Annotated in this window: 16 protein-coding genes; 11 read left to right on the top strand and 5 right to left on the bottom strand. The window is 62.9% G+C overall.

Annotation, left to right across the window (positions count from 1 at the left end; translation table 11 throughout):
• Nucleotides 1-80 precede the first annotated feature (80 nt).
• Entirely contained in the window at nucleotides 81-1199 is a 1119-nt protein-coding gene (locus tag Q7T64_RS12265; protein ID WP_304795982.1) for a hypothetical protein, read from the top strand.
• On the opposite strand, the gene Q7T64_RS12260 is transcribed toward Q7T64_RS12265, so the two are convergent.
• The gene (locus Q7T64_RS12260; RefSeq protein WP_304795980.1) at nucleotides 1093-1908 is read right to left on the bottom strand and encodes a 1-acyl-sn-glycerol-3-phosphate acyltransferase; all 816 of its coding nucleotides are present in this window, start codon (nucleotides 1906-1908) and stop codon (nucleotides 1093-1095) included. The two genes, Q7T64_RS12265 and Q7T64_RS12260, sit on opposite strands and share 107 nt — an antisense overlap.
• Nucleotides 1909-2188: 280 nt before the next feature.
• Here Q7T64_RS12260 and Q7T64_RS12255 point away from each other — a divergent pair, with 280 nt between their 5' ends.
• The gene (locus Q7T64_RS12255; RefSeq protein WP_304795978.1) at nucleotides 2189-2962 is read left to right on the top strand and encodes an alpha/beta fold hydrolase; all 774 of its coding nucleotides are present in this window, start codon (nucleotides 2189-2191) and stop codon (nucleotides 2960-2962) included.
• Nucleotides 2963-3039: 77 nt separating this feature from the next.
• On the opposite strand, the gene Q7T64_RS12250 is transcribed toward Q7T64_RS12255, so the two are convergent.
• Nucleotides 3040-3750 carry a phosphoribosyltransferase gene (locus Q7T64_RS12250; RefSeq protein WP_304795976.1) on the bottom strand — a complete coding sequence of 237 codons (711 nt, stop codon included), beginning with the start codon at nucleotides 3748-3750 and terminating at the stop codon, nucleotides 3040-3042.
• A 72-nt stretch (nucleotides 3751-3822) separates the two neighbouring features.
• Complete coding sequence (locus Q7T64_RS12245; protein WP_304795974.1) at nucleotides 3823-6579, bottom strand: cation-transporting P-type ATPase; 2757 nt, start codon at nucleotides 6577-6579, stop codon at nucleotides 3823-3825.
• A 641-nt stretch (nucleotides 6580-7220) separates the two neighbouring features.
• Between Q7T64_RS12245 and Q7T64_RS12240 the strand changes: the two genes are divergently transcribed.
• From Q7T64_RS12240 to Q7T64_RS12200, 9 genes are all read left to right on the top strand, one after another.
• Entirely contained in the window at nucleotides 7221-8312 is a 1092-nt protein-coding gene (locus tag Q7T64_RS12240) for a mechanosensitive ion channel family protein (protein ID WP_304795971.1), read from the top strand.
• Between the two features lie 218 nt (nucleotides 8313-8530).
• On the top strand, nucleotides 8531-9496 hold the full coding sequence (gene arsS, locus Q7T64_RS12235) for an arsenosugar biosynthesis radical SAM (seleno)protein ArsS (RefSeq protein ID WP_304795969.1): 966 nt from the start codon (nucleotides 8531-8533) through the stop codon (nucleotides 9494-9496).
• 43 nt (nucleotides 9497-9539) lie between these two features.
• On the top strand, nucleotides 9540-11729 hold the full coding sequence (locus tag Q7T64_RS12230) for an FAD-dependent oxidoreductase (protein ID WP_304795967.1): 2190 nt from the start codon (nucleotides 9540-9542) through the stop codon (nucleotides 11727-11729).
• Nucleotides 11726-12481, top strand: a complete 756-nt coding sequence (locus tag Q7T64_RS12225) for a DUF3047 domain-containing protein (protein ID WP_304795965.1) — start codon at nucleotides 11726-11728, stop codon at nucleotides 12479-12481. Before Q7T64_RS12230 ends, Q7T64_RS12225 begins: the two co-directional genes overlap by 4 nt.
• A 109-nt stretch (nucleotides 12482-12590) precedes the next feature.
• Nucleotides 12591-13460, top strand: a complete 870-nt coding sequence (locus Q7T64_RS12220) for a phosphate/phosphite/phosphonate ABC transporter substrate-binding protein (protein ID WP_304795963.1) — start codon at nucleotides 12591-12593, stop codon at nucleotides 13458-13460.
• Nucleotides 13461-14327, top strand: coding sequence for a phosphonate ABC transporter, permease protein PhnE (gene phnE / locus Q7T64_RS12215; RefSeq protein ID WP_304795960.1), 867 nt, complete (start codon nucleotides 13461-13463; stop codon nucleotides 14325-14327).
• Nucleotides 14324-15136 (top strand): phosphonate ABC transporter ATP-binding protein, encoded by an 813-nt coding sequence (locus Q7T64_RS12210; protein WP_304795958.1) that lies wholly within the window; start codon nucleotides 14324-14326, stop codon nucleotides 15134-15136. Before phnE ends, Q7T64_RS12210 begins: the two co-directional genes overlap by 4 nt.
• Entirely contained in the window at nucleotides 15133-16053 is a 921-nt protein-coding gene (locus tag Q7T64_RS12205; protein ID WP_304795956.1) for a hypothetical protein, read from the top strand. Before Q7T64_RS12210 ends, Q7T64_RS12205 begins: the two co-directional genes overlap by 4 nt.
• A 177-nt stretch (nucleotides 16054-16230) precedes the next feature.
• On the top strand, nucleotides 16231-19854 hold the full coding sequence (locus Q7T64_RS12200) for a DUF748 domain-containing protein (protein WP_304795954.1): 3624 nt from the start codon (nucleotides 16231-16233) through the stop codon (nucleotides 19852-19854).
• Nucleotides 19855-19936: 82 nt separating this feature from the next.
• Here the strand turns inward: Q7T64_RS12200 and Q7T64_RS12195 are convergent, their stop codons facing one another.
• Nucleotides 19937-21157, bottom strand: a complete 1221-nt coding sequence (locus Q7T64_RS12195; RefSeq protein ID WP_304795952.1) for a type II secretion system F family protein — start codon at nucleotides 21155-21157, stop codon at nucleotides 19937-19939.
• Nucleotides 21158-21168: 11 nt separating this feature from the next.
• Nucleotides 21169-22589: type IV-A pilus assembly ATPase PilB (gene pilB, locus Q7T64_RS12190; protein WP_304795950.1), on the bottom strand; the 1421-nt coding region annotated here is incomplete at its 5' end.

The following is a 22589-nucleotide window of genomic DNA, read 5'->3' as shown; positions in this document are numbered from 1 at the left end:
TTGATCATGCAAGCCTTGCTCTGTTGCGATTGAATGGATTGCAGGGGCTTTCACTGTGCCGGCCAGCTTTCATCCTCACCATGTCCATTCCGCCGCTGGTCCGATCGATTGCGAAGCTGCTGGCGCAGGATGCGCCGGGAGACTTGCCGCGGATCAGGGAAACCCATGCTTCATGGGTGTTCCTTACTGCGCGGCATGCCTGGAAGCTCAAGAAGATCAATCGCGAATGGCCAGCACATGCCCGGCAGCAGCGCTTGCAGAGCGAGAATGAGCTGGCGCTGAATCAGGCGATTGCACCGGATGTCTATCTTGGTGTGGTGCCGATCTACCAGTCTGCAGCGGGTGAGTTGCAATGGCAGGCAGCGGGCGAGGCCCGGCACTGGTTGATCAAGATGCAGCGCCTGCCTGACGATCGCAGCCTGGAAGCCCTGATCGCAAGCGGACAATTCGGTGCGGCCGAGGCGCGCCGCGTGGGCCGGTCGATTGCGCAATTCCATCTGCATTGCGCCAGTGCGCCAGTGTCTTCTGCGCTGCTGCGCTCGCGCCTGCTGGCGGCGCTGGCGCTGGATGTGCGGCAATTGCGCGGCTTGCGCTACGGCCTGTCGCGCGTCGCCGTGGCGCTACTGGGCCAACAGTTGCGGCGGCAGGCCAGGCGCCTGGCGCCGCTCCTGCTGGCGCGGGTCGCAGACGGCAGGATTGTCGAAGGACATGGCGATTTGCGCGCCGAGCATGTCTACTTGACCGATACGGTGCAGATCATTGACCGGCTCGATTTCTCCCAGGCGCTGCGGGTGCAAGACAGCGCGGACGAAGCCGGCTTCCTGGCGCTGGAATGTGAACGGCTGCATGCGGCGCCGGCGGCGCGGGCGCTGCTGCAGGGCTATTTAGGGGCGAGGCATGACCGGATTTCGCCGCGCTTGCTCGATTTCTACCAGGCCTGCCGCGCCTGTACCCGCGCGCGCCTGGCGGTGGCGCATCTCGACGAGCCGCAATACCGGCACCAGGCGCGCTGGCGGCGGCGGGCGCTGGATTACCTGGGGCTTGCACTGTGGCACATGACGCTTTCCTGTGCGGGCCGGCCGCAGCTTGCAATCAAGCAGCTGGTTTTGCTTCCGGGTCTGCGCGGGGGGCGGCATCGCTCGCCTCACCTTCTGCGCAAAGGGGCAGCATTGCCGCGCGGGCGGCGACTTGCATCCTGAGCGCCGCATCGGGGTCGCCGGACATGGGCTCGATGGTCGGTCCGATCCATAGCGACAGGGGGGTACGGCGCAGCATCCAGTGTCCCATCGGGAGTGCGCGACGGGTGCCGCGCAAGCCGGCCACCACGACCGGTACCTGGGCTGCGGCGGCAACTACGAATGCGCCTGAATGGAAGGGCAGCAGGCCGGGCTTGCTGGTAAATCGACCTTCCGGGAACACCACCAGGTTCTGGCCCTGGCGCAAGGCGCGTTTCATCAGCGCGATATTGAGGCCGTAGCGACCGCCAGACGGGTAAAGCACCAGCGTGCTTACGCTGTTCAACAAGGGGCATAACAAAGTCTGGGCACGCAATTCCTGGCGTGTGGTGAAGGTGTAGCCCGGGTCTGCGGGAAGCAAGGCCGTCAGCAGGATCGGATCCAGGAAGCTGGCATGGTTGACCAACAGCATGTGCGGCGTTGCCGGCAGCTGTTCCAGGCCGATGCCGGTGATCCGGATCCCGACCAGCCGACATAAAAGGCGCGTCGTCCATCGCGCCAGCCGGCGCGGCATGCGCGGCCGTGCGAGCGGCAGCGTGACGATGAAGAATGCCAGTATGAATACGACAAATATGCTCCAGGCGTAGCAAGCGAGCAGCGCCTGCTGGACGTGCGCCAGGCGCTGCCTGGCCGCATTGGGCGGGTCCTGTGGGCGGGGCTCGGATGCGGGCATGGTCGGGGCAGGTTCGATGTTGCTGCGGGCAGCGCCGGTACGAATAGCGCGGACTTTTTACTAGACATCAATCATGTCGGGGTGCATTTGACTGGGCTCAAGCTCTTGCCAGCGGCGCGCATGCAGCGGCGGCGATGTGTGAACATTGTCTGCTCTGCCGCGCAAGCTGTGTGACGGTAGCCGGCTGCCAGGTCGCAAACACAGGCAACAGATATCAGGCAACAGGCAATGCGCACAAACCGTCCAGATCCCGGAGTGACCTTCATTTGGCTCATCTGAAATGATTCCGACGCTTTCCTACCGCCTGCGCCGCTTGAACCGCGGCCTGCGTGCGCGGCTGTCCTTGCTGCGCCCGGGCAGCGACCGCTTGCTGAGTGCGGCGCAACCGGTGCTGAAGATCGAGTATCCGGGCCGCATCGACAGCAAGGCACTGATCGTGTTCCTGCCGGGCATTGGCGACCTTGCGGAAGACTTCGAGCGGCAGGGCTTCATCCACGACTTGCAGCGGCATCATGTGGCGGCCGACGCTGTCGCCATTGACGCCCATTTTGGCTATTACGCCACGCGCATGCTGTTCGAGCGCATCACCGAAGATGTGCTGGCGGCGGCAACTGAAGCGGGCTACCACGAGATCTGGCTGGTCGGCGTTTCGCTCGGCGGCTTCGGCGCTGCTTGCTATGCCGCGCTACATCATGAACGCGTCAGTGGCCTGGTGTTGCTGGCGCCGTATCTCGGCGAGAAGTCCATCGCAACGGAAATTGCAGATGCCGGCGGCGTGGCACGCTGGGACGCCGGGCCTGCTGCCGGCCATGATTTCGTGCGCGGGCTGTGGCAATGGCTCCAGCAACATGTGGCGCACGGCGAACCGCGGCCGCCCATCTATCTTGGCTATGGCACGGGCGACAAATTTGCGCAGGCAAATGGATTGCTGGCGGACGCCTTGCCGCCGGCGCAGGTGTTTGCCGTTGCAGGCGGCCACGACTGGCGAACCTGGCGCAAGATCTGGCGGCTGTTCCTTGAAAAAGAGGCGATCGGACAGCGCCAGCATCACTAGCCATCGGCGATTGGCGTGGCGCATGGCGGGCGCGGCAACATCGCGTGCGCCCTTGCCGGCGCCCGTCGGCTCGATGCCTATGGCGGAGGTGATTGCGACGGTGGCATCGGCGGCGCCTTCTGTGCCCGGCTGGCCGCAGCGTCTTGCAGGATGGCAGCCGCCTGTTCATCTTCAACCTGGCCAAAGCGCAGGTAAAACTGGCTGACCGCATGGAAATTGGCCGGCGCATGCAGGCAGACGACATCGTCGGCGAATTGCTCGACCAGCGCCAGGCTGTCCTTTGCTGCGACCGGCACGGCGCAGATCAGTTGTGCCGGTTGCTTGGCCCGGACTGCGTGCAGCGCCGCAATCATGGTGGCGCCGGTGGCCAGGCCGTCATCGACCACGATCACGATGCGGCCATGCGGATCGAGCGGCGGCGCCAGTGGTGAATAACGCTGGCGCCGCTGCCTGAGTGCAGACAGTTGGGCTGCCTTAGCCTGGACCAGTGCTGTGTCGCGCTCGAAGTCTTCGTAGCCGGGCGACAGATAGGTCCACCCCGACTCGTCGATTGCGCCGATTGAAAATTCGGGGTTATAGGGCAGGCTGAGCTTGTGCACCAGCACCACGTCGAGATCGCCGTGCAGTTGCTCGGCCAGGATCTGCCCGATCGGCAGCGCGCCACGCGGAATGGCGAGGATCAGCGGCGCCCGGCCGCGGTATTGCATCAGTTGCGCAGCCAACTGCCGGCCGGCATCGGCGCGGTCGGCAAAACTGCGCACGCTGCCAAAGGGCGGGGCGGCGGTCATGGCTGGCCTGCATGGTCTGGTTGGCCCATCCCGGCACAGTAAGGCTTTGTGCACTATCGGGTTTGCGCCAGGTCATGCCGGCTGCGTACGGGCCGCTGACACGGCGCGCAGCGCCCAGCGCCGCATGATCAGTTTCTCGGCTTCCAGCACCAGGCTCAGCAGCATGGCAAACAGCATGATCCTGCCCCACGCCGCCCAATCGATGGCGGCGGTGCCGAACAGCGCCTGCATCTGCGGGTGGTAGGTGAAAATCAACTGCAACACAACCAGCACGCCGATTGCCAGCAAGACGTAAGGATTGCCAAAGACACCTTCGCGGCTGAACCAGGATTGATGCAGATGCCGGCAATTGAGCAGGTACAGCATCTCCGCCGTGACCAGCGCATTGATGGCGACAGACCGCGCGAATTCGAGCGATTCCCCCTGGTCGATTTCCCACAGGAAAAGCCCGGTGCAGCCGGCCATCAACAGCACGGACACGAAGGCGATGCGCCATAGCAGGAAGGCCGACAGCAGCGGCTCGCGCGGATCGCGCGGCGGGCGCGACATCACATTGGCCTCGGGCTTCTCGAACGCAATTGACAGCGACAAGGTGATTTCAGTGACCATGTTCACCCACAATATCTGCACCGGCGTAATCGGCAGCGTCATGCCGAGCAGGATCGCCAGCACGACCATGCCGGCCTCGCCGCCGTTGGTGGGCAGGATGAAGATGATGGCCTTGCGGATATTGTCATAGACGGTGCGGCCTTCTTCCACGGCGGCCACGATGGACGCAAAGTTGTCATCAGCCAGCACGATTTCGGCCGAGTCCTTGGCCGCCTCGGTGCCCTTGCCGCCCATTGCCACGCCCACGTCTGCGCTCTTGAGCGCGGGCGAGTCGTTGACGCCGTCACCGGTCATGGCGACCACTTCGCCCTGGTCCTGCAGTGCGCGTACCAGGCGCAGCTTGTGCTCCGGACTGGCGCGCGCAAAAATCGCCGTGCTGACAGCGGCTTGCCGCAGTTCGCTGTCGGACATGGCGTCCAGGTCTTCGCCGCGCAAGCTGCGGATATCATCGGCCAGCCCCAACTGCTGGCCGATTGCCGTGGCGGTGACAGGATGGTCTCCGGTGATCATCTTGACGCGAATGCCGGCCTTGCGGCACGCGGCGATCGAACGGATCGCTTCTTCGCGCGGCGGGTCGCTTAGTCCGAGCACGGCCAATAGCGTGAAGCCGCCGCGTTCCACATCGGCGAACAGCAGTTCGCGCTGATGGTCGGATTCGGTCCGCATGGCAATGGCGAGCAGGCGCATGCCGGCCGCAGCGGTCTGGTCCAGCCGCGCCTGCCATTGTCCGGACACGAGTGCGGCCGTGCCGCCGGCGACAGCCTGCGTGCTGCACAAGGCAAGCACGCGCTCGGGTGCGCCTTTCAGGAATGTGGTGCTGCGGCCCTGGTGATCGTGATGCAGCGTCGCCATGAACCGGTGTTCAGACTCGAACGGAATGACATCGTCGCGCGGATGGCTACGGCGCTCGTCGTCCTGCTCCAGCCCGGCCTTGACGGCCAGCGTCAGCAGTGCGATTTCGGTCGGGTCGCCGGTTACCCGCCAGCTTGCGCCCTCCTCGCGCAGGCTGGCATCGTTACAGAGTAACGCGGCACGGCAGACCAGATCGAGCAAGGCAATTTCATCGGGGCCGGCCATGCGACCATCGCGCAGGAATTCGCCCTTGGGTTCATAACCGGCGCCGGTGACCTGCAAGCTGGTGTCGGCAGTGAGGACTTGTTGTGCGGTCATTTCATTGCGGGTGAGCGTGCCGGTCTTGTCCGTGCAGATCACGGTGACGGAACCGAGCGCTTCCACCGCAGGAAGCCTGCGCACGATTGCATTGCGCCGCGCCATGCGCTTGACGCCGATGGCCAGCGCAATCGTCACGATTGCCGGCAAACCTTCCGGTATCGCTGCCACGGCCAGGCCGACTACCGCCATGAACATGTCGCGCGCCGGGTAGCCATGCACCAGCACGCCAAACGCAAACAACAGGATGCCGGCGCCGACGATGCTCCAGGTCAGCACCTGGCCGAAAGTCGCCATTTTGCGCAGCAAGGGCGTCGGCACTTCCTGTATGTTGCCGACCACCCGGCCGATGCGGCCGATCTCTGTGCGCGCGCCGGTAGCAACGACGCAGCCCAGCGCGCGGCCGTGGGTCACCACGGTGCCGGAATAGGCCATCGAAAAACGGTCACCCAGGCCGGATGTCGCTGCCACGGCGTCGATTTGCTTGTCGGCGGTCAGCGATTCGCCGGTGAGTATGGCTTCGTCGATTTGCAGGCCCGGCGCCTGGATCAATCGCAAGTCGGCGGGCACCTTGTCGCCGGATGCCAGCAGCACCAGGTCGCCGGCCACCAGCTCGTCGGCCGGTATGTCGAACTGGCGCGCATCGCGCAGCACCGTGGCCCTTGACGACAACATCTTGCGGATCGCAGCCAGCGCGTCCTCTGCCTTGCCTTCCTGGATGAATCCGATCACCGCATTGACCAGCACCACGACGACGATGACGGCGCTGTCGACAACATGTCCGAGCAACGCCGTGATCAGGCCGGCAAGCAGCAGGATGTAGATCAATATGTTGTGGAACTGCGCAAGAAAGCGCCGTAGCGGGCCCGGCCGTTTCTGTTGGGGCAAGGTGTTGGGCCCCGATTGCTGCAAGCGATGCGCTGCTTCTGCCGCGCTCAGTCCCTGGTCTGTGTGGGTGCGCAGCAGTGCGGCGACTTCATCGATGGATAATGCGTGCCAGTTCGGATCGGAGGAGGCAGGGGGCGGCGGAGGCGATGACTGCGTGCTCATTGTTCCTCGGGAATGGTTTTTCAGATGCACGACCAGCCTGGACGCGCAGCGCGCAGTGTTCTGCTTGCTGACGGGACTGCGCAGAGCACTGGTGATTGTAGCCGCGATGGCAGCGCCAACGATTGCTTTGCGCCAGCGTAGCTCGCAGCCATGCGATAGTGCGCGGCGCCGTGGCTGCCGATTTTCTCGCGTGGGACATATCGATGCGGCATTGGCGGCCTTGCAATTGAGAGCGCGCATGCCGATGCCGTAGTGCTTACATGGTGATTCAATTGACGTCAATTGAATTCAAAAAACATTGTCCCGATCGATGTTTTGCTGCATCATTGCTCTCGCGGTCCGCTGTTCCTGCATGGCACGACATTGTCGCTTGCCGCGCAAGGCCGGCACCGATTAACGCTGTGACAACAAGCAGGACACGAGCCACGCCCAGCCGTTTGCATTTCACATCCGCAGCAACGACAGCGGATAGTGCTCGGGTAGTCCATCCTGGGATTTCATCTCTGTAGCCCATCTCGCTTTTCGTCTGCATTGCGCCTCGTTGCGCCACTGACCTTCATGGGTCTTTCGCTCCCCACCCGCAGCAAGCGGTACACGGGGAATTCTCCAAACCGCTCGTTACGCCGTGGGAGGAATTGTCTTTGAAATTTCTTGAAAACATACATTACGATGCGACCCTGGCCGGCGCCATCACGCTATGCGTCTTCATGGCTTTATTGCTGCTGAAGGCATTCGTGGCGCGCCAACTGCACCGGCTGACCGCCGGAGGCCATTTGCAGTTCCTGAATTATCCCGGGCAGATACTTGACGCGACCCGGCCGCCATTCCTGTTTGGCGTGTCGCTGCTGGCCGGACTGAGCTTCATCGATTTGCCCGGTGCCTGGGACAAGCGACTGCATTACGGCTGGATACTGATACTGGTGACGCAGTGTGCAATGTGGGGAGCGCGCCTGATCGAAGTTGCCGTACAGCGTGCATTCGATCGGCAGCGGCAGACCGATCCGGGCAGCGCCACGCACCTGATGCTGGTCGGGCTGGCGGGCCGCATGCTGGTGTGGGTGGTGGCGACGCTGGTGGTGCTGGACAACCTGGGCTTTAATGTCACGACCTTGATGGCCAGCCTTGGCATCGGCGGCATTGCGGTGGCGCTGGCGGTGCAGAATATCCTGGGGGATGTCTTTTCTTCCATATCAATCGCGCTGGACAAGCCGTTCGTGATCGGCGACTTCATCGTGGTCGACAGTTACATGGGCACGGTGGAATATATCGGCATGAAGACCACGCGCTTGCGCAGTCTCGGCGGCGAGCAGATCATCTTTTCCAACGCCGAGCTGCTCAAGAACCGGATCCGCAATTACAAGCGCATGCAGGAACGCCGGGTGGTGCTGGAGTTTGGCATTGCGCATGAAACCGCGATGCCGCAGATCGAGCGCATTCCGGCAATGGTCAAGGCAGCGATCGAGTCGATGCCAGACGAGGCCCGCTTCGATCGCGCCCACCTCAAGGGTTTCGGCGACAGCGCCTTGCTGTATGAGGTCGTGTATTTCGTCCTCAGCCCGGATTTCAACCAGCACATGGATATCCAGCAGGCAGTGCACCTGACGATCCTGCGCGAGCTGCGCCAGGCGCAAGTGTCGATCGCCTATCCGACCCGGACATTGCACGTGATGCCTGCGCCACAGTCCGCCCCAGGCGATTTGCCCTTCGTACAGGGCATGCGCTCGGCCGCCTGAACCGCAATGGTCCAGCGCATTGCTTGCGCGAGTCCCTGGGCGCCAGATTGTCCCGCCATAAGAAACCGGGCTCCTGTTCCATATCAAGCCCACCATTTCGGGCAATGCACCAAGCTGGGTCACGGATTGACCGGGAAAATTATTTCCCGGTCAACTGTAAGGAATCCCTCTAATCTCCGATTAATGGAAAATACTGTTTTCACACGGAGAGCTGGCCCATGCATGAAACCCTGCACCTGCTGCGCAAGACCGATTTCCCGCCGATCCGGCGCAAGGCGCTGGATACGCTGCAAGTCAATCTTGGCTATCGATGCAACCAGACTTGCCAGCATTGCCATGTCAACGCCGGTCCGACCAGAACCGAGGCGATGGATGCGCCAACCGTGGAACTGGTGCTCGAGGCGCTGCGTACCTGGCGCCTGACGACGCTGGACCTGACCGGCGGTGCGCCCGAAATGAATCCGCATTTCCGGCACCTGGTGACCCAGGCCCGCGTCTTGGGCGTGCGCGTGATCGACCGCTGCAACCTGACCATCCTGTCCGAGCCCGGCCATGAGGACCTGGCGCAATTCCTGGCCGGACAGGGCGTGGAAATCGTGGCCTCGCTGCCGTGCTATTCGCAGGACAACGTCGACCGCCAGCGCGGCGGCGGTGTTTTCGGGCGCAGTATCGCGGCGCTGCGGGCCTTGAATGCGCTGGGATACGGGCAAGCCGGCAGCGCGCTGTCGCTGGGCCTGGTCTATAACCCGCAAGGCCCGTCCCTGCCGCCAGGCCAGCAGGCACTGGAGGCGGATTACAAGCGCGAGCTGGCCGAACAGTTCGGCATCGAATTCACGCAGTTGTATGTATTGGCCAATATGCCGATCCAGCGCTTTGGCAGCATGCTGGTGTCAAAAGGCGAATTCGCCAGTTACATGAAGCTGCTGAAAGACAATTTCCGCGCCGTCAACCTGGACAGCGTGATGTGCCGCACGATGATCAGCGTGGACTGGGAAGGCTATTTGTACGACTGCGATTTCAACCAGATGCTGCACATGCCGGCCAGGCTGGGCCAGCATCCGCGGCCGCACCTGCGCGATTTGCTGGCGCAACCGGTAGAAGGCTTGCCCATTGCGATTGCCGACCACTGCTACGGCTGCACGGCAGGGCAGGGCAGCAGTTGCGGTGGCGCACTGGCGGCATGAACCGCGCCGGCAGCCCACCCTTGGATCACGTCATGGCGGCCTCATGAAAACCAGGAAGACAGTCGTTTTCCTGCTATTGCTGGCGGCAATTGCAGCCTATGTTTTCTTCGATCTTGGCCAGTACCTGAACCTGGCCTACCTGAAGAGCAGCCAGCAGGCATTCCGGCATTACTACGAAACCCAGCCGGCACAGGCGATTGCCCTGTACACGCTGATTTATATCGCTGCAACGGCACTGTCGCTGCCCGGCGCCAGCGTGCTGACCCTGGCCGGCGGCGCACTGTTTGGCGTGGTGACCGGCACCCTGATCGTGTCGTTTGCGGCGTCGATCGGTGCGACGCTGGCGTTCCTGACCTCGCGCCATTTGTTGCGCTCGTGGGTGCGGGAACGCTTTCGCGGCAAGCTCGAGGCGATTGACGCCGGTATCGTGCGCGACGGCGCGTTCTATTTGTTTTCGCTCAGGCTGGTGCCGCTGTTCCCGTTTTTCGTGATCAACCTGCTGATGGGCCTGACCGCGATCCGGACCTGGACTTTCTATTGGGTCAGCCAGGTCGGCATGCTGGCCGGCACGGTGGCCTACGTCAATGCCGGCACCCAACTGGCGCAGATCGACAGTGCGCGCGGCATCCTGTCGCCGGGCGTGATTGGCTCTTTCGTCCTGCTTGGTCTGTTCCCGCTGCTGGCGCGCAAGCTGCTGCAGGCGATACAGGCGCGCCAGGTTTATCGCAAGTGGACCAGGCCGGCGCGCTTCGACCGCAACCTGATCGTGATCGGCGCGGGCGCGGCGGGCCTGGTGACATCCTATATCGCTGCCGTGGTGAAGGCGAAAGTCACGCTGGTTGAAGGCCACAAGATGGGCGGCGATTGCCTGAATTTCGGCTGCGTGCCTTCCAAGGCATTGATCCGTTCGGCCAACTTCGTGCGGCAGGCGCGTGATGCGCAGTCGCTGGGCATTGCCCGCGCCGATCTTGTATTCGATTTTGCCGATGTGATGGCGCGCATCCATCGCGTGATAGGCGACATCGAACCGCATGATTCGGTGGAGCGCTATACCAAGCTGGGCGTGGATGTGGTCCAGGGCACCGCCAAAATCGTGTCGCCCTGGGAAGTGGAGATAGACGGGCGTCGCCTGAGTACGCGCGCTATCGTGATCGCTGCCGGCGCCCGCCCTTTCGTGCCGCCGATCCCGGGAATTGAAGAGGTCGGCTACCTGACGTCGGACACGCTGTGGTCGCTGCGCGAATTGCCGCGCCGCATGGTGGTGCTGGGCGGCGGGCCGATCGGCTGCGAACTGGCCCAGGCGTTTGCCCGCTTTGGCGTTGCCGTCACCCAGGTCGAAAAAGCGCCGCGCGTGCTCGGCCGCGAAGATCCCGATGTCTCTTCACTCGTGGCGCAGTCCCTGAAGCGCGATGACATCGTGCTGATGACCGGGCACGAGGCGATTCGTTGCGAGCGCGATGGTGAGAACAAGCGCCTGGTTGTGCGCAATGACGCCGATGGCACCGAAGCCGCGATTGAATTTGACTTGCTGCTGTGCGCCGTGGGCCGGGTTGCGCGCACCGAGGGCTACGGCCTGGAAGAGCTCGGCATTGCGCTCACCCCACGCAAGACCATCCAGACCGATGGCTTCCTGCAGACGCTGTATCCCAATATTTATGCTTGCGGCGATGTGGCTGGCCCCTATCAGTTCACGCACACCGCCGCGCACCAGGCCTGGTATGCGGCAGTCAATGCGCTATTCGGCCAGTTCCGGCGTTTCCGTGTGGACTACAGCGTAATCCCGTGGTGCACGTTCACCTCGCCCGAGGTGGCGCGGGTCGGCCTGTCGGAGACCGAGGCCAGGGAGCAGCAGGTCGGCGTTGAAGTGACGCGCTTTGCCTTGCACGAGCTGGACCGCGCGATTGCCGATGGAACGACCGAGGGATTCATCAAGGTGCTGACCGTGCCGGGCAAGGACAAGATACTCGGCGTGACCATCGTCGGCGAGCATGCCGGCGACCTGCTGGCCGAATACGTACTGGCCATGAAGCATGGCCTGGGCCTGAACAAGATATTGGGCACCATCCATACCTATCCGACGCTGGCGGAGGCCAACAAGTATGTTGCCGGCGAATGGAAGCGCGCCCATGCGCCGCAGCGGCTGCTGGAGTGGGTCGGCCGGTATCACGCCTGGCGCCGCGGCGGCGCTGCTGCGCCCGCACCGTCAGCCGCAGCGGGAGGGACGCACGAATGAAAGCGACTCGTTCAACAGTGATCGCCTTGCTGCTGTCGATGGCGATGGCGGGCACCGCCCTCCGGGCTGCTGCACAGGTCGCGCCGGTGGTGCCTGCAGTGCCGGCGTTTTCAAAAATGACGCCAGGCGCACCGGTCACGGGATGGCTGCCGCTGCGGCCCGCTCCGAATGCGCCCGATACCCTTTACACCGTCACGCAAGATGCTGGGCGCACCGTGCTGATGGCACAGGCCAGGGCCTCGATGTCCGGGCTTAGCCACGCGCTGCGGGTGGACATCAGGCGCACGCCGCTGCTGCGCTGGCGCTGGAAGATTGCCGCGCCACTGGTGGCTGCCGACATGACAAAAAAGGCCGGGGACGATTATGCGGCGCGCATTTATGTGATGTTCGATTATCCGGTCGAGAAGCTGTCGTTTGGCACCCGCGCCAAGCTCAAGCTCGGTGCGGCGCTGTACGGCCAGGAGCTGCCGACGGCTGCGCTCAATTATGTCTGGGACAACCGCCAGCCAGTCGGCACGATCCAGGCCAATACCTATACCGATCGGGCGCGCATGATCGTCGTGCGCAGCGGCGCCGCGCAGGCCGGCACGTGGATCACGGAAACCCGCGACCTCGCTGCCGATTTCCGCGCCGCCTTTGGCGAGGATGCGCCCGACGTGGTGGCCGTGGCACTGGCCACCGATACCGACAATACCGGTGAGTCGGCGCTGGCCTGGTATGGCGATATCGAATTCCTGCCGGCGCCGAAGTGACGCTGCGACACCGGCGGCGGCTCGCTTGGCTGGCGGCGCTGCCTGCAACAAAAATCGGCTTGGATTATTCTGTGCGCCGGCCAGCCGGCATGTTCTACGGGAAGCGATGATGCTGAAAAAGTTAGTGGTTTCATTGGTGCTTGGCATGTCGGCGCTGGCTGGCGCGGCGGCTGCGCCTGCGCTGCCTGCACTCAAGTTCGGCGTGGGCCTGTTCCAGCCGGATCGGGAAAAAAACGACGCGACTTATCGTCCGCTGGCGCAATACCTGGCGCAAAAGCTTGGCCGCCCGGTAGAACTGCGCACGGTCGATAGCTGGGAAGGGCTGGCAAAATCGCTCGCCAACGGAGAAACCGACATGGCGCTCCTGGGGCCCTGGGGCTATGTGCTGGCCAACCAGGAATCCGGCGCGCAAGTCGTGTCCACCATCCTGTACGACGGCAAGCCCGAATATTTTTCGATCATCGTCACCCATCCGGAGTCCGGCATCAAGACCATGGCGGACTTGAAGGGGCGGACATTTGCATTCGGCGACAAGGGTTCGACGTCGGGCTACCTGATCCCGCTGCATTACTTTGTCCAGCAGGGAATCGACCCGGAAAAATACTTCAGCCGCGTGCTGTACACCCGGCACCAGGCAATTGAAACCCAGGTCGCGGCCGGGCAGCTCGACGCCGGCGCCGATTACAACCGCAATCGCAATGCGATGATTGAAGCCGGATTGATCAAGGCGGAGCGCTCGGTGGTGATCTGGCAATCTGCGCCATTGCCCAACGACGCGTTCGCGCTCAGCAAGCCGCTGATGCAGGACCGGAAATTCGTGCTGGCGGTGCAAGCGGCGCTGCGTGAGGTCGGGCCGCTGCAAAAGCGCAATCCCGCCTTGCTGCCGCCGCACTACACCGGCTTCGTCGACAAGGACGACGCCTTTTACAAGCCGATCCGCGATGCAGGCCTGGCCACCGGAAAGCTGCGGCCACGATAGATGATGCCGATTGCTGCCGCGCGCTTGCGCTTCCTGGCCTGGGTCGCCGTGTATGGCTTGCTGGTGCTGGCATGCCTGTGGAGTTTGCAGTCGGCCGGCGACTTGTCGTTTGGGCGCAACCCGTGGGCGAACCTGCAAAAGACCTTTGCTGAATTCGCGCACCCCAGCTTTCTCGATGCCTGGTTCGGCAATGCCCGGCTTGAATACAAGAGTGACGACGGCACCGTATTGCGGGTGGAGAACCGGCAATTGGTAGAGCAAGCCTATCTGTGGGGATTGCTGGAAGCGACCTGGGTCACGATCAAGATCGGCACATTGGGTTCATTGATCGCCGCCATCGCGGCGCTGCCGCTGGGCGTGCTCAGCGCCCGCAACCTGCATGCGCCGCGGCTTGTGCGGTTTGCGGTCAAATTGCTGCTCGATGTCTCCCGTTCCATTCACACGCTGGTGTTCGGCCTGATTTTCGTGGGCATCTTCGGGCTTGGGCCGACCGCAGGAATACTGGCGATTGCAGCCCACTCGCTGGGCACCTACGGCAAGCTCTACGCCGAGGCGGTCGAGTCGCTGGACATGGCCGCCGTCGATGCCGTGCGCGCGGTCGGCGCCGATCCGGCGCAGGTATTCTTTACCGCGATCTGGCCGGCGGTGCTGCCGCAACTGGTCTCCAGTCATCTGTATGTGTGGGAATTCAATATCCGCGACTCGACGATCCTCGGCATGATCGGCGCCGGCGGGCTCGGCCTGTTGATTTCGGAGGCGGTGTCCCTGTTCCAGTGGGACCGGCTGGCAACGGTGTTGCTGGTGGTGGTGCTGCTGGTGTGGTCGTTCGACGGCTTGAGCCGCCGGGTGCGGCGGGTGCTGTCATGAGCGAGCCGGCCGTGCGCCTGCAACAGGTCACGGTGCGCATCGGCGCGCGCCGCATCCTGGACGGTATCGATCTCTGCGTGCAGCAGGGAGAACGCATTGCGCTGGTGGGGCCCAATGGCGCCGGCAAGTCGACCTTGCTCAAGCTGATGACCGGCATCATGCAGGCATCCGACGGCCGGGTGGAAGTACTTGGCCGTGTCATCGACAAACAGCTTGCCGGGCGCGAATTGCGCAGCCTGCGCACCGAGGTCGGCCAGGTTTTCCAGGGGCTGCACCTGGTGCAGCGATTGAGCACGCTGGAAAATGTGCTGCTCGGCGCACTGGCGCGCAACCCTTCGTGGCGCAGCTGGGCGCGCCTGTTTCCCGGTACCGAGATTGCCCGCGGAGAAGCAGCCTTGCAGGCGGTCGGCTTGCCGGGAAAGTCCAGCGTGCGCGCGGACCAGCTATCCGGCGGCGAACGTCAGAAGACGGCGATCGCGCGCCTGCTGATGCAGGCGCCGCGCCTGGTCCTGGCCGATGAGCCGACGGCTGCGCTTGATCCGCTGGCAGCGGCCGAAATTGCCAGCTTACTGGCCTCGCTGGCGACGCAGCACGGCATGACGCTGGTGAGCGTGGTGCATGATCCTGGCTTGCTGCCGGCGCTGGCCGGGCGGGTGATCGGTGTGCGGCACGGCCGCATTGCGTTCGACTTGCCGCAGCGCGAGGTGAACGACGACTGCCTGGCATGGCTGTATCGCAAGCAGCCCGACAGTGGCCGCTGGATGGCCCGCTTCAGCCGGTTCGACCTGCCGCTGGAGCAGCGCGCATGAGTGCCGGACGCAGTTGCCCGCTCTCCTATCGCTACGCGCCGGAGGTGTTTGCAGCGGCGGCATCGGCCAGCACCGACACGCTGTACGTGGTCGGCGGCCTGTACGGCAACGAGCAGGCGCTCGAGTCGGTATTGGACATGTTCGCTGCCGAGCCGGGCCGCAAGCATCTGGTTTTCAATGGCGACTTCAACTGGTTCAATGTCGCGCCGGCATCGTTTGCGCGCATCAATGAACGGGTACTGGCGTTCGACGCCCTCCGCGGCAATGTCGAGACCGAGCTTGGTCCGCTACCAGGCGGCGAACAGGCCGGTTGCGGCTGCGGCTATCCCGACTGGGTGGACGATGCGGTGGTCGAACGCTCCAACGCGATCATCAGGCAACTGGCTGCGACGGCTGCCGGTTTTCCTCATTGGCAACAGCGGCTGGCGGCATTGCCGATGTGGCGGCGCATCGATGTCGGCGGCGTCGCCGTGGCTGTCGTGCATGGCGACGCCGAGTCGCTGGCCGGATGGGGCTTTGCGCGGGAATGCCTGGCTGCGCCTTCCCATGCGCCGCAAGTGCAGGCCTGGTTCGACCGCGCCGGCGTGCGCATGTTCGCCAGTAGCCATACCTGTTTGCCGGTGCTGCATGGCACAGTCGACGGGCAGGGCCGCCCTTGCCTGGTGGCCAATAATGGCGCAGCCGGCATGCCCAATTCTGCGGGTGAAAGCTGCGGACTGCTCACGCGCATTGCCACCACCCGCTACCAGGGCGGAAGGTCGGTTGACAGTGCGCGGCTGGAGCACCTGTTCATCGATACCGTACCGATCGATTATGACAATGCGGCATGGCAAGCGGCGTTCCTGGCGCAATGGCCGCCGGCAAGCGCTGCGCATGCGTCTTACTGGCGCCGGATTGCAGAAGGCCCAAGCGGCTGACTGCTGCGCTGAGGGCACGTCGCCCGAATATGCCCAACTCGCCGATAATCGTGCAAACTACGAACTGCGAGCCAGCGCTGATCGAGCATCCTGGCCAGAACCAAAATAAACGACAACGTGCGACTTCTGACGCTTCCGGCGCTGCCAATACTTTCTCGCTTTCCTGTCATCAAGAAGGTGTTTGTTTGGTCGGTCATCGTCCTGCTGGTCCTGTGGGCTCTCGGTTTCCTTTTGCTGCCGCAAGTCGTCAAGCCGCTTCTTGAAAACGGCCTGGCAAACGCCTTGCACCGGCCGGTGTCGATTCGCGCGATTCATTTCAATCCCATCAGCCTGGTCGCGCGCGTGCAAGGCTTCAGGCTTGGTGAGCGTGAAGGAACGGGTGATTTCGCCAGCGTCGAGGAACTGACTGTCAATCTGCAGGCGCGCTCGCTGTGGGAACGCGCCCCGGTGATCGAGGAATTGATCGTCACCGGGCCGCAGGTCAACCTGGTGCGCAAGCCCGACGGCAGCCTCAATATTGCCGATATCCTGGCGCAATTGCAGAAGCCGTCCGATTCGCCACCGGCGCGGTTTGTGCTGAATAACGTCCGTCTGCGCGGCGGCCGGCTGGTGCTGGATGACCAGTTGCAGAATGCCCGGCATACAGTTGCCGACCTCGACTTCAGCTTGCCCTTCGTGTCCAATTTGCCGGGTGACACGCAGGCCAGCGTTGAACCCGTCATGGCGGCCAATGTGAACGGCGCGCAATTGCGTGTGACAGTGCAGTCCAGGCCGTTTGGCGTCCCGAGCGAAACCGTTGCGCAGATCGAATTGAAGGAAGTGGATATCCCCGCTTACCTGAAATACCTGCCCGCCAAACTCAATGGCGAGCTTGCCTCCGGCAGGCTGGATGCGCGGCTGGCGCTCACGCTCAAGCAGTCGCCGCAGCAGGCGCCGGCGATCGGCCTGTCCGGCACGGCGACGCTCAATGGCGTGTCCCTGCTGGCCATGGACAAGACGCCTTTGCTGGCCTTTCCGCGCTTGTCGGTGGATCTCGCTTCGGCTGACCTGGCCTCGCGCAAGATCCTGCTGCGCACTGTCTCGCTGGAAAGCCCTGAGCTGCATCTCGCACGCGAAAAAAACGGTAGCCTGAACCTGTCAACGTTGCTGCCCGGCTCGCCCAAGGCGGCCGCGCCGGCGCCGGCTGCCGGTCCTGCGGACGGGCCGGCTTTGTCGGTGGAGGCGGCCGAGATCAGGCTGTCAGGCGGGCTGGTGCATTTCGTTGACAAGGCATTGGCCAGGCCATTCAAGGCGCGCGTGCAGGAACTCGACCTCAATGTGAAGAATTTTTCCACGACAGCGGGCCAGGCCCTGTCGGTGGATGCATCGTTCGCGTCGGATGCAGGCGAACGATTCAAGCATATCGGCACAGTGAAGCTCGCGCCATTCTCGGCCGAAGGCAGCGCCGAACTGAGCCGCCTCGACCTGAAACGCTACAGCCCCTATTACGCCGGCCTGTTGCCAGTCGAGCTGGCGCAGGGGACAGTGGACCTGTCCACGCGCTACCGGATCGACGCCGGCCGGGAATTGCAGCTAGCCTTGTCCGGCCTGACCGGCAAGCTCGACCAATTGCGTCTGCGCCAGCGCGATCAAAAGTCGGAATTCCTGAAGATCGGCACCTTGTCCATCAATGGCGGCGAACTCGATCTGGCCAAGCGCAGCTTCAGCCTGGAGCAACTCACGACCAGGGACGGCGCGCTGCAAGCCGCAGTCGATGCAAACGGCCAGGTTGACCTGGCAAAGCTGGCGGCCAGTCCGGCCGGGGCCGGGCCAGCCAGGACTGTTGCCGGCGACAAGGCTTTGAAGGCTTCGAAGTCGGCGCCGAGTGCAAAAAATGCCGGGAACATCCCATGGCAATTCAGCGTGAAAAATTTGGCTGTGGACAGCTACTCTGCGCGCCTGCAATCCACCGCGCATGGCAAGGTTTCCACGCTGTCGGCTGACGCCATCAGGTTGCGTTCGGAAAATATATCCACCCGTAAGTCGAGCAGGGCAAAGCTCGATTTGCAGGCCAGGCTCGGCAAGACGGGCCTGCTGCGGGCAAGCGGCGCTGTGGTGCTGGCGCCGCTTGCCGCCAATCTGAAGCTGGACTTGCGGGGACTGGCGCTGGTTCCGCTGCAAGCCTGGCTCCCGGACAAGGTCCATCTGGCCGTCACCGACGGCACCGTCAATGCCAAAGGCGCGCTTGAGCTGGGTATGGCCCTGGGTGGTGGATTCAATGCCAGCTTTGTGGGCGATGCCGGCATCGACAACCTGGCCACCATCGACCGTGCGAGCTCGGAGGATCTATTGAAATGGCGCTCACTGCGCCTGCACCGGGTAAAGGCGGCAACACAACCGGTATTGCGGCTCGGTATCGACGAAATTGCGCTGACTGATTTCTATACGCGCCTGGTGATCAATCGGGACGGCAGCTTCAATCTCAGTGATGTGGTGGCCAGGGAGGAAGAGGCAGCGGGAAAGGGTGCTGCCGCGCTGGCTACGGACGGGGTACCGGTCCAGGCAAGCAAGAAGCGCACGACCATGGCGCCGGTGGCGGTGGCAGAGCGCCCGGGGCCTGTTGCGCAGATTAATATTGGGCAAGTGCTGCTTCAAGGCGGGAATGTGAACTTCCGCGACAACTTCATCCAGCCCAATTATTCCGCACAAATCACGGGGCTCAGTGGGTCAGTGGCGGGACTGTCGTCGGCGCCCGGCACACTGGCGGATATTGCCTTGAAGGGAAGCGTGGATAACCAGGGACGGCTCGACATCACCGGCAAGATCGACCCGCTTTCGGGCAAGCTGACGCTGGATGTATTAGCCAAGCTCGCGGACTTTGAACTGTCGCCACTGACGCCCTACGCGGCAAAGTATGCGGGCTACGGTATTGAGAAAGGAAAGCTTTCTTTTGATGTGAGATACCAGGTAAAAGACCGTAAGCTGACCGCCGAGAACCGGCTGGTTTTAAACCGCTTGACCTTTGGCGAGCGCGTCGACAGTCCGACCGCAACCAAATTGCCGGTCTTGTTTGCAGTTGCCCTCCTCAAGGACCGCAATGGCAACATCGAACTTGAATTGCCCGTCTCCGGTTCGCTGGATGATCCGCAGTTCAGCATGGCCGGCGTTATCGGCAAGGCGATCGTCAACTTGCTGGTCCGGGTGGTCACTGCCCCCTTCAGCCTGATTGCCGGTCTGTTCGGTGGCGCGGATGAGGGGAGTCACCTGGAATTCGATGCTGGCAGCGTCGCATTGGGCGCCAAGGGCGAAGCCAAATTGAAGTCGCTGGCCAATGCCCTGAACGACCGCCCCAGCCTGAAGCTCGACATCGCCGGCCGTGCCGATCCGGTCAAGGATGCCGCAGGCTTGAAGCAGTTGGCGTTGGTGCGCAAGGTGAAGCTGCAAAAGCAAAAGGAATTGCTCAGGCAAGGCGAATCCGCGCCGACCCTGGACGCGGTAAACATTGCCGCTGATGAGTATCCGAAATATCTTGCCGCCGCCTACGACCAGGAAAAAATTCCCGGCAAGCCGCGCAACCTGATCGGGCTGGCGAAGAAGCTGCCGGTGGCGGAAATGGAGGCGCTGATGCTGGCCCACATCAAGGTGGACGAAGAAGATTTGCGCGGGCTTGCCAATCGTCGCGCACTGGACGTGAAGGATTACCTGGTCAAGACCACAGCGGTGGAATCGGAGCGGATTTACATCGTCGCTCCCCGGCAGGTGAAGGCAGGGGAGGACAAGCTGCCGCAGAGCCGGGTGGACTTCAGCCTGGGGGCGAAGTAAGCCCTACAGCAATGGCGGTGCGTCGCGGCAGATCTGCCGGCTCAAAGTTGAGCCGGCTATCCGGGAAGCACCCAGCCTTGCATCAAACCACCGAACCCAGCTTGAAGATAGGCAAGTACATCGCCACCACCAGCCCGCCGATCAGCACGCCCAGGATCACCATGATGATCGGTTCCATCAGGCTCGACAGCGATTCGACGGCGTCATCGACTTCGCCTTCGTAAAAGTCGGCCACCTTGCTCAGCATCGAGTCGAGTGCGCCGGATTCCTCGCCGATCGACACCATCTGGATCACCATATTGGGGAAGACGTTGGCCGATTGCATCGATGTGGTCAGGCTGGTGCCGGTTGCGACATCGGTCTGGATGCGCTTGGTGGCGTCGACATAGACGCTGTTGCCCGATGCGCCGCCCACTGAATCGAGCGACTCCACCAGCGGCACGCCGGCTGCAAACATGGTCGCCAGCGTGCGGGTCCAGCGGGCAATGGTGGCCTTGCGGATCACGTCGCCGAAAATCGGCAGCTTCAGCATGATGCGGTCCATCGCCCTTTGCACGGGAACCGAGCGTCGCCAGGCCTGGAAGAACAGGTACAGCGTGGCGAACATGCTGCCGAAAATCAGGTACCAGTATTTGACGGTGAAGTCCGACAGCGTCATCACGAACAGCGTCGGCGCCGGCAAGTCTGCGCCAAAGCTCGCAAACACCTGCTTGAACGCCGGCACCACCCAGATCATGATCACGGCGGTAACGATCACGGCAACGCCCATGATCGACACCGGATAGAACAGGGCGGACTTGATCTTGCCCTTGATCGCCTGGGTCTTTTCCTTGTAGATGGCCAGGCGGTCGAGCAAGTCTTCAAGGATACCGGCCTGCTCGCCGGCAGCGACCAGGTTGCAGAACAGCGGATCGAAGTACAGCGGGTATTTGCGGAAGGCCTGGTTCAGGCTGGTGCCGGTTTCCACATCGCCGCGGATGTCCTGGATCAGCTTGGAGACGGCGGCGTTGGAATTGCCCTTGGAGACGATGTCGAACGATTGCAGCAGCGGCACGCCCGCTTTCATCATCGTTGCCAACTGGCGGGTGAACAGGGTGATGTCCTTGTCACTGACTTTCTTGCCGCCGCGCAGGCTTTTCTTCTTGACCTTGGTGACCAGTATTCCCTGGCGGCGCAGCGTGGCGCTGACCACGGCCGAGCCGCTGGCGCGCAATTCACCGCGCACGGTCTTGCCGGCCTTGTCCTTGCCTTCCCACGAAAACATCTGGTCAGCGGTCTGGCCGGCGCGGGCTGCTGTAGCCATCCGTGTTCTCCCTATTCATTGGTGCAGCCGAGCACTTCTTCGAGGCTCGTCATGCCTTGCTTGACCTTGACCAGGCCTGCTTCGCGCAGTGTCTTGACGCCGTCTTTCCTGGCTTGTTCTTCAATCTGCAGTGCAGTGCCGTGGGCGAGGATGATGGTTTCAATCGCCTCGGAAATCGGCATGATCTGGTAGATGCCGACCCGGCCCTTGTAGCCGCTGCCGCTGCAGCGCTCGCAGCCCACCGGCTTGTAGGGCGTCCAGCTGCCGTCGAGGTCGTCTTCGCGGAAGCCGGCGGACAGCAAGGCTTCATCGGGTATCGAGGTCGGTTGCTTGCAGTGGCACAGCCGTCGCGCCAGCCGCTGCGCGGTGATCAGTATGATGGCGGACGCGATGTTGAATGGCGCCACCCCCATGTTCATCATCCGCGTGATGGTGGCCGGTGCGTCGTTGGTGTGCAGTGTCGAAAACACCATGTGGCCGGTCTGGGCAGCCTTGATCGCGATGTCCGCGGTTTCCAGGTCGCGAATCTCGCCCACCATGATGATGTCCGGATCCTGCCGCAGGAAGGCTTTCAGCGCGACCGGAAACGACAGGCCGGCGCGGTCATTGACGTTGACCTGGTTGACGCCTGGCAGGTTGATCTCGGCCGGATCTTCGGCGGTCGAGATGTTGATGCCGGGCTTGTTCAGGATATTGAGGCAGGTGTACAGCGATACGGTCTTGCCGGAACCGGTCGGCCCGGTCACCAGGACCATGCCGTAGGGGCGCTGTATCGCCTCCATCAGGATTTCTTTCTGGTCGGGGTCGTAGCCAAGCGCGTCGATCCCCATTTGCGCCTGCGTCGCGTCAAGGATACGCATGACGATTTTTTCGCCGAACAGGGTCGGCAGCGTGCTGACGCGAAAATCGATCGACTTGGTCTTGGAGATGGCCAGCTTCATGCGGCCGTCCTGCGGCACCCGTTTCTCGGAAATGTCGAGCTTGGAAATCACCTTGATGCGCGAAGCGAGCTTTTCCTTGATCGCCAGCGGCGGCTGGGCGATTTCCTTCAGGATGCCGTCGACCCGGAAGCGAATCCGGTAAAACTTTTCGAAGGGTTCGAAATGCAGGTCCGACGCACCCATGTTGATCGCATCAGTCAGGATTTTTTGCAGGAACCTGACGACGGGGGCATCGTCGATTTCGCCGCTGGCGGGCCCGTCGGCGGCCGGCGTCGGCAGGTCGTCGCCGCCAAATTCGATGCCATCGAGATCGTCGCCGATCAGGTCCTTCAGGTTCTGTTCGGCGCTCTGGGAAAGCCGCTCGATCAATTGGACCAGCGCCGGATGTTCGAGGATGACCGGCTCCACGCTCATTTCGGTCTGGAACTTGATCTGTTCCAGCGCATGCGTGTTGGTCGGGTCGGAAATGCCCACCGAGAGCTTGTGGCCGC

It is taken from the genome of Lacisediminimonas sp., from assembly GCF_030645335.1.
Lineage (GTDB): Bacteria > Pseudomonadota > Gammaproteobacteria > Burkholderiales > Burkholderiaceae_D > Lacisediminimonas.
This window is presented reverse-complemented; position numbering and strand designations above follow the sequence as displayed.